Genomic DNA, 11,339 nt, shown 5'->3' with positions numbered 1-11,339 from the left:
GCAGACGGAGCCGACCGTCGCAAAGGCGACAAAGACGATCACCGACACCGGTGCCGACCAAAGGCAAGAACCTATGCGCAGACCACGTATCGCGATCGCGACCGTTGCGGCCACACTGGGGCTCACTCTCGCCGCGTGCGGCGGCGAGGAGGACACCACCGGGGACGCGGCGGCCCAAACCCCCTCGTCCTCGTCGTCCGAGCAGTCCGCTCCCAGCGAGACCGCGAGCTCCTCACCCGCCGCCGACGACGCCGCCTCCGCCGAGGTCACTCCACCCGGGACAGAGCTCAGCGTGGGTGAGACCGCTACCGTCCCGTTCACCTACGGGACCGAGAAGAGCGGGACGATCGCGATCACCGTCACGGCGATCGAGCAGGGCGATCCCGCCGACCTCGCGGCGTTCGGAGAACGCGCGAACGGCCTCGTTCCGTACTTCATCCGGATCAAGGTCGAGAACGTCGGCGGCACCGACCTCTCCTACAGTTCGGTGAGTCTGCGAGCGCTCGGCGAGGACGGCCGGGGCACCGGCGTGGTGATCACCGGTGACGTCGAGGGCAAGTGCGAGAGCACCAGTGCGGACGACACCTTCTCCGCCGCGGGTGCCACGTTCGAATCGTGCACCCTGCAGGCGGCTCAGGAAGGCGTGGCCGTGACCGGCGCCGAGTTCGGCGACTCAGAGGAGTACTCCGACAACCCGATCGTCTGGACGGCCTGATCCGGCAGGGTGTCCGGGACCACGAGCCTTCGAGCCCGGTCCCGGATACCGAACCGGAGGGACTCCCCGGCCCGGCCTGCGGCCCCGCACCGTTCCCGGTGCGGGGCCGCGGGCCGTGACCGGTCACCACACCTGGTCGAGCACCCGCAGGATGTTGCCGCCGAGGACCTTCGCGATCTCGTCGTCGGAGTAGTCGTGGGCGACGAGCCAGCCGGTGATGTGGTGGAACTCCTCGGCCAGGTTCTCGATGCCGTCCACGTACTCGACCTTGGTGAACTCGGGGCCGTCGTGCGCGGCCGAGATCGACAGGTGCTTGGCGAACGTGTCGTGCAGCCCCACGTGATCGCCGAAGAGGGTGTCCGGGCCGAACGCCACGTGGTCGATGCCCACCAGCTCGACGCAGTAGGTGAAGTGCTCCATGAACGCGTCGAGGTTGTGGGCCGGGTGGTTGGGGCTCATCGTGGTGTGCGGTGCGGCCTCGATGCCGATCACCCCGCCCCGCTCGGCACAGGCGATGATCACGTCGTCCGGCTTCATCCGCTTGGTGGGCCACACCGAGCGCGCACCCGCGTGCGTGATGAAGATCGGCTTCTCGGACGCCTTGATCGTGTCCATGCTCGTGCGGTCACCGGAGTGCGAGACGTCGATGGCGATGCCGAGCTTGTTCATCCGGCGCACCGCCTTCTCCCCGAAGTAGGTCAGGCCGCCGTCGTGGCGCTCCCGCAGTCCGGAACCCAGCGTGTTCGACTCGCTGTAGGCGATGCCCAGCTGCCGGACCCCGAAGCCGTACAGCACGTCGATCCGGTCGACCTCGTTCTGGATCGGGGTGGACGCCTCCAGCGCGGGCACCAGCGCGATCTGGCCGTTCGCGCGGGCGTTCGCGATGTCGGCGACGCTCTCCGCGCGGATCACGAAATCCTGCTTGGCGATGTCGGAGTAACGCATCCCGAGGTCGACGAGGACGTCCTCCCACTTCCACCCCATCTGGGAGGTGATGCAGCAGGTGCCGTCCATGAAGTTCTCGAAGACCGCGTCGATGCCGGACAGCGAGAGCCCCTCGTAGCCGGTGTGGTGGCGGCCGGTGCGGTTGTAGTCGAAGGTCTCGGTGATGTCCTCGGGGAAGATACTGGTGTGATCGTGCAACGAGATCACCGTGTTGTCGGCGAGCAGCTTGTTCACCCTCGCCCGCTGCACGTCGGTCAGCTCCGGCCCCCGCGAAGGCACCCTGCCGATCTCCTTGGCCAGTGCGAACTCGACGTAGTCCTCACCGGCCTCGAGCGCGTCGAAGGAGCGGTATCCCTGGTAGCGCAACGGCTGCGCGCCGGTCTTCTGTGTCATGGTCGGCACTCTTTCCTTTCTCTGCGGTCGTCTCAGGACGCGGCGGGGGCGGGTTCGGTCGCGGCCCCGGCCTGCCGGGTGCGCGGGGTGAAGAACAGGGTCAGCTCCTCCGGCGGCATCGGACGGCTGAACAGCGAGCCGATGATCATCCCGGCGAACCCGGCCAGCACCCCGGGCACGACGGGCTCCACCAGTGGACCATCGAGCGCGTACCACAGCAGGCACACGCCGAAGCCCGCGATCATCGAGCACACCGCGCCGATCTTGGTCGCCCGCCGCCAGTACAGGCCGAGCAGCACGGGCGCGGTGATCGTGCTGCCGAGCAGCGCGGCGTAGCTGAGCACCACGAACTGCACGATGTCCAGTTCCTGCAGCGTGAGCAGCACTGGCAGGACACCGATCACGAGCGTCGCCCACCGGTTGAGCCGGGTCCGCGTGCGTTCCGTGCTGTCCGGCCGGATCAGCGACGCGTAGAGGTCGTGCGAGATGGCGGGTCCCGCGACCAGCAGCACCGAGTCCACTGTGCTCAGTACCGCCATGATGATCGCCGTCAGCAGCAGTGCGCCCACGAACGGCGGCAGCACCTCGGAGGCCAGGATGGTCGAGGCGGCGTCGGACACCGACAGGTTCGGGTAGAGCACGCGCATCACCATGCCGGCCACACCGATGCAGATCCCCGTCAGCAGCACGAAGAACATCGCGACACCGGAGGCCCGGCGGCATGTGCGGTCGTCGGGCATCGCGTAGAAGCGCAGCAGCAGGTAGGGCGCGCAGAGCGCGGCGAACCCGAAGCCGAGCCAGAAGCCGCTGATCTCCGACCAGCCGAAGCCCCAGCCGACGAAGTGCGGCGCGATCTCCGGCAGTGACTGGGCCAGGGACGAGAGCCCGCCGGCGTGGCTGATCAGCAGCGGCAGCCCGATCACCACGCCGAGCGCCATCGCGATCTGCTGCAGGAAGTCGGTGCGGATCACCGCGGTCATGCCGCCGATCACCGTGTAGCCGACCACGAGCACCATCAGGATCACCGCGCCCCAGAAGAAGGGGATGCCGAACGCGGCCTCCAGGATCACGCCGCCCGCCTGGTACTGCGCCGACATGAACACCAGGTACGACAGCACGAGCAGCACCGAGATGACCGCGCGCGGAACCTTGCCGCCGAAGCGGTCGGCGATGAAGTCGGGGAAGGTCAGCGCGTTGCGCTCGTGCGCGTAACGCCGCAGCCGGGGCGCGATCACGTAGGCGGCGATGAGGAACGCCACCCAGATCCCGGCCCAGCCCCACATGAACGAGGCCCCGGTGAGGTAGTGGATGCCGACGGTGCCGACGAACGTTCCCGCGCTCATCTGGGTCGCGGCGATGCTCGCGCCACCCGCCCACGCGCCGACCTTGCGGCCAGCCACGAAGTAATCCTCTTCGCCGCTGTTGCTCTTGTAGGAGCGCCAGCCCTCGAAGACCAGCACGATGAGGAAGCCGCCCAGCAGCAACAGGAACATGGTCTGGAAGTTCACCACTGCTCACCGCTTTCCGGCTCGGCCTCGGAGCGGTCCTTCCGCCCGGCGAGCACAATGGACAGTACGGTCAGGACGAGACCGGCGAGCACGGCCGTGTCGAAGGGAAGCCCGAACGGGGTGATCATGCGCGGGGACGCTCCTTCCGGAGAGAGGTGACCAGCCACACGGCCACGACGGCGACGATGAGCACCAGGCCGGTGTAGGACGTCACGGTGCCGAGCGACGCCGAGGACGTCGTCCCGTACTCGGCGACCACCATCGAGGGCAGCGACCGGCTGTCGTGCCGGAGCACCACGCGGTCGCCTTCCTGGTGCTGCTGCTCGAAGACCGGCATGCTGTCGCCGACGAGCCGCTGGCCCTCGGGAAGCGTCACGGTGATCGCCACCCGCAGGCCCCGGTCGGCGGCGAGGTCGGGCACCGCGAGGGGAACGCCCCGTGCCTCGCCGGTGCGCTGGATCCGTTGCTCCACCGTGTATTCCGTGGTGCCCTCGGGCAGCGTCGCGGCGGCGCGGATGCCGCGCACCGGGCCGATGCCGGTGATGCCGGAGACGGCGGTGAGCTCGGTGACCTCCGTGCCCGCGCGGGGTGCGACCAGCAGCCGCACCGATACCGGGGCGGTGGTGGGCTCGGTGAGCCGGTAGGTGGCGCGCACCAGGTCCTCGCCGGATTCGTCGAGGGTGATCGCGACATCGGCGTGGGCGAGCACCGGGTCGGCGGCCTCCTGGGCCGTGGCGGTCGGTGCCGGTCCGCCCAGGACCACGGCGGCCAGCACGCCGGTGACCGTCAGCATCCCCTTCACGGCGTGACCTCCAGCGGGCCGGACGCGTGGTGCAGGAGCGCCGCGTCGTCGGCACCCCTGGCGATCGCGGTGGGCACGGGGTAGGCGCGACGGCTGTGGCACAGGCCCATGCGGTGCAGGGCCTGCGCGTGGTGCAGGGCCGCGCGGATGGGGTTGACCACCGGCACGCCCAGTTCCGCGGTGAGCCGTTCGGCGGCGCCGAGAAAGCCCATGCTCATGCAGCCGAGCACGAGCGTGTCGGCCGTGCCGTCGGCGAGCGCCGCCTCGCACTCGCCGCGCAACGCGACGTAGGCCGCGTCGTGGTCGGTGTTGATGGCGAGTACCGACAGCTCCACCGAGCGCACCTCGTGCAGCGCCTGGAGAACGCCGGTCTCCCAGGCGATGCGGCGCAGCAGCGGCCGCACGCCCGCGGTGACGGTGACGACCGAGAACCGGTGGCCGAGCGTCACGGCCAACGCCATCGCCGCCGCGGCAGGCCCGACCACCGGCCTGGTGGCGATCTCGCGCAGGCCGTCGAGGCCGGGGTCGCCGAAGCAGCCCAGGATCGTCGCGTCGGTCCCGGCCCGCTCGGCGGCACGCAACCCCGTGCCCATCGCCGGGATCGCGAGGTACTCCTCGAAGGCGGACTCGATCGAGGCCGGGCCCCGGTCCACCGCGGTGACAGTGATCTCGGTGTCCGGATCGGACCATTCGCCGAGCAGGCCGGCACGGCGGCGCATCTCGGTCTCGCCGAGCGCCGTGACGTGCATCGGCGCGGGCAGCAGGTAGGTCAGGCGCATGGGCTCTCCGTGTGGGGTGAGGGGGCTACTCGGCGAGGTGGAAGGGCCGGTAGGCGCGCTTGTGGTTCTCCAGCTCCAGTCCGATGTCGACGGAGCGGACACCGGGCAGCGCGCCGAGGACCCTGGTGGTGAAGGCGTAGATGTCCGAGGCGTCGGGCAGGATCACCTCGCACACCAGGTCCGCGGAGCCCGCGGTGGCCGAGACGTAACGGACCTCGGGGCGTCCCGCGAGCAGGTGCGCGATCTCGTCGAGCCTGCCGAGGTCGACCTTGAGCCACGCCAGCAGCTCCACGTGGAATCCGAGCGCGGCCGGGGTCACCAGCGTGCTGAACACCAGTGCGCGCGCGGCGACCAGCCGCTCCACCCGCCTGCGCACCCCGGTCTCGCCGAGCGTCAGGTGCTTGGCGACGTCGCGGTACGGGCGCCTGCCGTCGTCGGCCAGCGCGGCCAGCAGGTGCTGGTCGTTCTCGTCGAGGGTGATGCGGGCCGGTGGGCTCGGCCGCACCGGTGGCCGCTGCACCGCGTCGCCCAGCAGCCGCCTGCTCCAGTCGTGCCGCATGGTGAACGTCTTGGTGATCAGCGCCGACGACGAGCTGTGCACGCCAGGCAGCGCGCCGAGATCGTCCACGAGCGCGCTCGTCAGCTGGCGCTGCGACGGCACGATGATCTCGGTGATGACGTCCCACGTGCCGGTGCTCAGTGTGAGGAACCGGGTGTCGGGCCTGGCCGCGAGCACGTCGATGACCTTCCGCACCGAGCCCGGCGCACAGCCCAGCTGTACGAGCACCGGCTGGCCGAGACCGCAGATCAGCGGATCGGCGACGCCGATGACCCGCACCGTCCCGTCCTCGAGGAGCCTGCCGCCGCGCCGCGACGCCGTGCTCTCCGTGGTGCCCGCGAGCCGGGCGACCTCGGACCACGAGCTGCGCCCGTCGAGTTGCAGGGCCGCGACGATGCGGCGGTCCAGGTCACTGAGTTCGTGCACGTTCGGTCCCTCGCGAATGACATCCTGTGACGCCCGTGTTGAGCGAATCAGGCTTGAGTTCCCGGAAATCTACGTGGGAGAGGCGAAGATGTATAGATACTTGCATGAAATCGGCCGAGTCCTGGTAACAGCGCTGTTGCCGCTGTTACCTGTGGATCAACACCCCGGGGACGGGGAGGATCGGAGGCAGCCGTGATCGTCACGTTCGACCTGTTCAGTGCGCTGACCGATTCGCGCGGGGGCGGCTCGGCCGTTTTCGCCCGGATCGCCGCGGAACGCGGCTGGCCCTTCACCGGGACACTGCTGTACGACGAGTGGGACCGGCGCAACAAGCAGGCCCAGCAGCGGGTCGATCTCACGGGCGGCTGGACGAGCTTCCGGGAGCTCTCGCGGAGCGCGCTCGCGGACACGTACACCGCGCTCGGACTAACGGCGGACGCCGACGCCGACCTCACCCGCGTCCAGGACGGCGTCGGCGGCTGGCCGCTGTGGCCGGACGTCCCCGGCGGGTTGCCCGCCGTGGCGGAGCACGCCCGGCTCGGGATCCTCTCGAACGTCGACGACGACCTCGCCGCCGCGACGCTCGCCTACCCGCTCGTGGAACCGGATCTGGTGCTCACCTCACAGCGGCTCGGCGCCTACAAGCCAGATCCCGCCCTCTACCTGCGCGCCCGCGAGCTGCTCGGCGAGGACTTCGTCCACGTGGCCGCGTCGGCCCGCGACGTGCGGGGCGCGCTCGAGGCCGGAATCCGCACCGTGCGCATCGTCCGGCCGGGCCACCACCTCGACCCGCACGGTCCGGCGCCGACGGTGTCGATCCACGCCGTGCCGGAGCTGGTCAGCGCGCTGGGAGGGTAGCCGCGTCAGTCGCCCGGCGGGGCGTGCCGGTGTCCTTCGATGGCGATGCGCGCGGCGGCGACGGACTTGCGGATCACCTGCTCCGGCGTGTAGCCGTGGCGGGCGAAGACGCCGTCGAGCCAGAACATGCCGTAGCCGTGTGCCTGGGTGAACAGCTGCTCCATGAGTTCGAGTGCGTTCTCGGGCCGGTCGGACACGGTGAGGCACAGCATCAGGAACTGGTCGCTCATGCGGCGGGTCTGCTCGTGCAGCTCGGTGTCGTCGCGGCCCTGGAGCCCGTCGGCGTAGACGACGTTCATGCCCGCGCGCCGTTCGATGAGGTACCCGGTGTAGGCCCCGCAGGCGGCGGCGAGCGCCTCCACGGGGTCGGGCAGGCCCTCCGCGGCGGCGCGGACGCGGTCGGCGAGCTGGCTCGCGACCGTGGCCGCGACGGCCGCGAGCAGGCTCTCGCGCTCGGGGAAGTGCCGGTAGGGCGCGCCGGGGCTGACCTTGGCGCGCCGGGCGACCTCGGCGACCGAGAACGCGCCGAGGCCCTGCTCGGCGATCAGGTCCAGGGAGACGCGCACGAGCTCGGCTCGCAGGTTGCCGTGATGGTACTTCTCGCCCATGGCCTGGATCACATCTCTCGATCGGAATAGGTAAGAGCCTTCTTACGTCGCTATGTGAGAGCCCCCTTACATCGGGGCTCGCGATCCATCATCCCAGGAGGTCTGATGAGCACGACGACGCACGCCATCGCAGCGCCCGCACCCGGCGCCCCGCTCGAGCAGACCACGATCCAGCGGCGCGACCTGCGCCCTGACGACGTACTGATCGACATCGCCTACGCCGGCATCTGCCACAGCGACATCCACCAGGCGCAGGAGGACTGGGGCACCGCCATCTTCCCGATGGTCCCCGGCCACGAGATCGCCGGCGTGGTCGCCGCGGTCGGCTCGAACGTGACCAGGTACCAGGTGGGCGACCGCGTCGGCGTCGGCTGCATGGTCGACTCGTGCGGCGAGTGCGAGTACTGCCTGGCCGGAACCGAGCAGTTCTGCGTCAAGGGCAACGTCCAGACGTACAACGGCGTGGGCTTCGACGGCGAGAACACCTACGGCGGCTACAGCCGCCAGATCGTGGTGAAGGACGCCTTCGTGTGCCGCATCCCGGAGGGCATCGAGCTCGACGTCGCCGCTCCCCTGCTCTGCGCCGGCATCACGACGTACTCGCCGCTGCGCCAGTGGGGCGCCGGCCCCGGCAAGAAGGTCGCGGTCGTCGGCCTCGGCGGCCTCGGCCACATGGCCGTGAAGCTGGCCGTCGCGATGGGCGCCGAGGTGACGGTGCTGAGCCAGAGCCTCAAGAAGCAGGAGGACGGCAAGCGGCTCGGCGCCACCCACTACTACGCCACCGGCGACGAGTCGACCTTCGACGTGCTGCGCGGCCGCTTCGACCTGATCCTCAACACCGTGTCGGCGAAGCTGCCGGTGGACGCCTACCTCGGCCTGCTGCGCGTCGGCGGGGCGATGGTCAACGTCGGCGCGCCCGGCGAACCGCTGTCGTACAACGCGTTCTCCCTCATCGGGGGCAACAAGACGCTGGCGGGCTCCATGATCGGCGGCATCGCGGAAACCCAGGAGATGCTGGACTTCTGCGCCGAGCACGGCATCGGCGCCGAGATCGAGACGATCTCCGCCGATCAGGTCAACACCGCCTACGAGCGCGTGGCCAACAGCGACGTCCGCTACCGCTTCGTCATCGACACGGCGACGATCGGTTCCTGACGACGCACCCGAGGGCCTGGCGACCACGACCGGCCGCCAGGCCCTCGCGCGGGGCGCCCGCACGACACATCGGATCCCCGCATCAGCACGGTCACCGCAAGGATCACCGCGCGGCGGCGTTCGCGTTCAGCGGGCTTCTTCTTCCGTCGCGGCGAAGAGGCCGCGGGGTCCCTTCAGCGCGTTGAGCGCGGCGAGTATGTGGGCGCGGGTGATCGACTCCGCCCAGTCGCCGTCGCCGGCCTCGAGCGCGGCGATGATCGTGTGGTGTTCCTGGCAGGTGGAGGCGACCTGTTCCGGGGTGAACGCCGTGAAGACGCGGTGCAGGAGAGGAATGTGGACCACCGTGGTGAGGGTGGCCACGAGCCGGTCGCTGCCCGCGGACGACCGCACGGCCTCGTGGAACTCGATGTTGAGCTCGGCGATGCGCTCGTGATCCAGCGGTTCGGCCTTCGCCAGCTCTGACATCTCGTCGGCCAGCGCGCGCAGTCGCGGCAGGTCGAGCAGATCCGGTCGCCCCGCGGCGAGCCGGGCGGCCCAGGCCTCCAGGTTGGCCCGGAGCCGGTAGGTGTCCTCGAGATCGCGCCGCGTCCATCGGGACACCTCGACGCCGCGGCGTCCGCGCGGTTCGATCAGGCCGTCGGCACGGAGCCGCTGTATGGCATGGCTGACCGGGGTGCGCGAGACACCGAACTCGGCTGCGATCTGGACCTCGCGCAGCGCGGTGCCGGGAGGAAGCTGCCACGTCATGATCTGTCGACGGAGTTCGTCGTAGACGCGTGTGGCGGCGGGGTTTCCCTCGCTCAACGTGTCCTCCTCACGATCATTCTCGCTGCCGGCGACGGCCAGACTAGGCCACGCCGGCCGCTCGAGGGCGGCCGGCGTGGAGTGCCGTCGTGTCGCATCAGGTGCCGCTGACGGCGTCGCGTTCGGACACGCCCAGGTCGTGTCTGACAATCCTCTGCCGTGTGAGCGGGGATCAGCGTGGTGGCTCGCAAGACATCCCAGGAGCTTGAATGTCAAGCGGCGATGTTGTTGGCGTGGTGCGACCAGGCGGTGGTCTCGTTGTAGAGGGTGCGGGTTTTCAGGCAGCCGTGCAGGATGCCGACGAGCCGGTTGGCCAGTTGGCGCAGCGCGGGGTTGTGCCCGACACCGCGGGCTCGTTGCTGGTCGTAGTAGGTTCGCGCACCGGGTGAGGTGTTGAGCGCGGCGAAGGCCTGGGTCATCAACGCGTCGATCAGCCGGTCGTTGTGCACGAAGCGGGCCAGTACGACCTTCTTCTTGCCCGAGGCGCGGGTGATCGGACTGGTCGCCGCGTAGTTCTTGCGTGCTTTCGCGCTGGCGTAACGGTTGGGGTCGTCGCCGAACTCGGCCAGCACCCGGGCGCCCAGGATCGGTCCCAGCCCAGGCTGGGACAGCACGATCTCAGCGTCCGGGTGCTGGCCAAAAAACGTCTCGACCTGGCCCTGCAGGGTGCTGACCTGCGCGCGCAGGGTGGCCAGCACCGTGACCGCGGCGCGGGTGGTGGCTGCATAGGCCGCGGTGACCACCGCGGGCTGCCCCAGCTGCTGGGCGCGCAGCAGCGACTGGATCCGGGTGGCTTTGCCCTCGATGTCGCGGCGGCGAGCACGTCGCAGCGCGGCCCGGATCTGGCTCAGCGACAGCCGCGCTGCGCTGTCCGGGTCGGGTGCCTTCCCCAGCAGTTCCAGCGCCTCGGGTGCATCCAGGTCCTCGAATGCCTCCAGTGCGGCGGGGAAGTACTCGCGCAGGCTGTGGCGCAGCCGCTGGGTGTGGCGGGTGCGTTCCCAAATCAACGTCTTGTGCGCCCGGGTGATGACCTTGACCGCCTCGGCCTCGGGGCTGTCACCGGCGATCGGGCGCAACTCGTGGGCGTCGGTACGTACCATGTTGGCCAGCATGTGCGCGTCCGCAGCGTCGCTTTTCGCCCCGGACACACCATGCCGCCGCCGGTATCCGACCGCCTGCAACGGGTTGACCGCGAACACGGCGTACCCCGCGGCGACCAGGGCAGCCACCCAGGGCCCGCGATCGGTCTCGATCCCGATCACCACCCGCGCCTGATCGGGATCGGTGTCCGGGCCCAGGTGCTCGGCGATCATCGCGTGCAACCGGGCGATCCCAGCCACCCCCTCCGGCAGCCGGGCTCTCGCCAGCCGCCGGCCCGCCGTGTCCATCAACTCGACATCGTGATGGTCTTCGGCCCAGTCATCTCCCACGAACAGCACCGTGTCCGTCTCCCTCCACAACGCTCGTCATACCCCGGTCACGCGCGGGAGAACACTCAGCGGCCTAATGAACCAGTGCTCACACCACACTCGGTGGGCACGACATCCCATCAGCGATCCGTTCTCCCGGGCTACCGGCAGGGGCACGATCTTGCGACAGAACTCCCCACACAAGGGGTTCAGGCGGAGAGAGTGCTCACCCACCGATGGTCACCGACCACGAGTCTGCCCAATGACCAACCCGCAACTCTCATTAGGCGGAGGGAAGCCCTCGTACCGGGTCGTACTCGGGCCTTCCGCCAACGCATGCCCCGGGCGCGGGTGCCCCGCACGAACCGAGCGCCGCGT

12 protein-coding genes are annotated in these 11,339 nt (G+C 69.9%); 3 read left to right on the top strand and 9 right to left on the bottom strand.

Features of this window, described 5'->3' with window-relative positions; translation table 11 throughout:
* Window positions 1-73 precede the first annotated feature (73 nt).
* Complete coding sequence (locus BA062_RS32870; protein ID WP_110343031.1) at window positions 74-715, top strand: hypothetical protein; 642 nt, start codon at window positions 74-76, stop codon at window positions 713-715.
* 123 nt (window positions 716-838) lie between these two features.
* Here the strand turns inward: BA062_RS32870 and BA062_RS32865 are convergent, their stop codons facing one another.
* Genes BA062_RS32865 through BA062_RS32845 form a run of 6 tightly spaced genes read right to left on the bottom strand, consistent with a single transcriptional unit; the run spans window position 839 to window position 6,127 of the window.
* Entirely contained in the window at window positions 839-2,053 is a 1,215-nt protein-coding gene (locus tag BA062_RS32865; protein WP_110343030.1) for a dipeptidase, read from the bottom strand.
* Between the two features lie 32 nt (window positions 2,054-2,085).
* Window positions 2,086-3,561 carry a sodium:solute symporter family protein gene (locus tag BA062_RS32860; protein ID WP_146240118.1) on the bottom strand — a complete coding sequence of 492 codons (1,476 nt, stop codon included), beginning with the start codon at window positions 3,559-3,561 and terminating at the stop codon, window positions 2,086-2,088.
* On the bottom strand, window positions 3,558-3,689 hold the full coding sequence (locus tag BA062_RS41100; RefSeq protein WP_281271677.1) for a hypothetical protein: 132 nt from the start codon (window positions 3,687-3,689) through the stop codon (window positions 3,558-3,560). Before BA062_RS41100 ends, BA062_RS32860 begins: the two co-directional genes overlap by 4 nt.
* On the bottom strand, window positions 3,686-4,363 hold the full coding sequence (locus tag BA062_RS32855; RefSeq protein ID WP_110343028.1) for a hypothetical protein: 678 nt from the start codon (window positions 4,361-4,363) through the stop codon (window positions 3,686-3,688). Before BA062_RS32855 ends, BA062_RS41100 begins: the two co-directional genes overlap by 4 nt.
* Complete coding sequence (locus BA062_RS32850; RefSeq protein WP_110343027.1) at window positions 4,360-5,142, bottom strand: aspartate/glutamate racemase family protein; 783 nt, start codon at window positions 5,140-5,142, stop codon at window positions 4,360-4,362. Before BA062_RS32850 ends, BA062_RS32855 begins: the two co-directional genes overlap by 4 nt.
* Window positions 5,143-5,167: 25 nt before the next feature.
* Window positions 5,168-6,127 (bottom strand): Lrp/AsnC family transcriptional regulator, encoded by a 960-nt coding sequence (locus tag BA062_RS32845; RefSeq protein WP_110343026.1) that lies wholly within the window; start codon window positions 6,125-6,127, stop codon window positions 5,168-5,170.
* Between the two features lie 192 nt (window positions 6,128-6,319).
* On the opposite strand from BA062_RS32845, the gene BA062_RS32840 reads away from it, so the two are divergent.
* On the top strand, window positions 6,320-6,985 hold the full coding sequence (locus BA062_RS32840) for an HAD-IA family hydrolase (RefSeq protein WP_110343025.1): 666 nt from the start codon (window positions 6,320-6,322) through the stop codon (window positions 6,983-6,985).
* 5 nt (window positions 6,986-6,990) lie between these two features.
* On the opposite strand, the gene BA062_RS32835 is transcribed toward BA062_RS32840, so the two are convergent.
* A complete protein-coding gene (locus BA062_RS32835) occupies window positions 6,991-7,593 on the bottom strand; it encodes a TetR/AcrR family transcriptional regulator (protein WP_245960120.1) in 603 nt (200 codons plus the stop codon).
* A gap of 105 nt (window positions 7,594-7,698) precedes the next feature.
* On the opposite strand from BA062_RS32835, the gene BA062_RS32830 reads away from it, so the two are divergent.
* Window positions 7,699-8,748, top strand: a complete 1,050-nt coding sequence (locus BA062_RS32830; protein ID WP_110343023.1) for an NAD(P)-dependent alcohol dehydrogenase — start codon at window positions 7,699-7,701, stop codon at window positions 8,746-8,748.
* A gap of 126 nt (window positions 8,749-8,874) precedes the next feature.
* Here the strand turns inward: BA062_RS32830 and BA062_RS32825 are convergent, their stop codons facing one another.
* Window positions 8,875-9,552 carry a GntR family transcriptional regulator gene (locus tag BA062_RS32825; RefSeq protein WP_110343022.1) on the bottom strand — a complete coding sequence of 226 codons (678 nt, stop codon included), beginning with the start codon at window positions 9,550-9,552 and terminating at the stop codon, window positions 8,875-8,877.
* Between the two features lie 212 nt (window positions 9,553-9,764).
* Window positions 9,765-10,991, bottom strand: a complete 1,227-nt coding sequence (locus tag BA062_RS32820; protein WP_110342634.1) for an IS110 family RNA-guided transposase — start codon at window positions 10,989-10,991, stop codon at window positions 9,765-9,767.
* Window positions 10,992-11,339: the final 348 nt, after the last annotated feature.

The organism is Prauserella flavalba (genome assembly GCF_003202235.1).
GTDB lineage: Bacteria > Actinomycetota > Actinomycetes > Mycobacteriales > Pseudonocardiaceae > Prauserella_A > Prauserella_A flavalba.
This window is presented reverse-complemented; position numbering and strand designations above follow the sequence as displayed.

Excerpts from the sequence above, each read along its gene's own strand:
- BA062_RS32870 (WP_110343031.1), top strand. The coding sequence starts at position 74 with ATGCGCAGACCACGTATCGCGATCGCGACCGTTGCGGCCACACTGGGG.
- BA062_RS32865 (WP_110343030.1), bottom strand. The coding sequence starts at position 2,053 with ATGACACAGAAGACCGGCGCGCAGCCGTTGCGCTACCAGGGATACCGC.
- BA062_RS41100 (WP_281271677.1), bottom strand. The coding sequence starts at position 3,689 with ATGATCACCCCGTTCGGGCTTCCCTTCGACACGGCCGTGCTCGCCGGT.
- BA062_RS32850 (WP_110343027.1), bottom strand. The coding sequence starts at position 5,142 with ATGCGCCTGACCTACCTGCTGCCCGCGCCGATGCACGTCACGGCGCTC.
- BA062_RS32835 (WP_245960120.1), bottom strand. The coding sequence starts at position 7,593 with ATGGGCGAGAAGTACCATCACGGCAACCTGCGAGCCGAGCTCGTGCGC.
- BA062_RS32830 (WP_110343023.1), top strand. The coding sequence starts at position 7,699 with ATGAGCACGACGACGCACGCCATCGCAGCGCCCGCACCCGGCGCCCCG.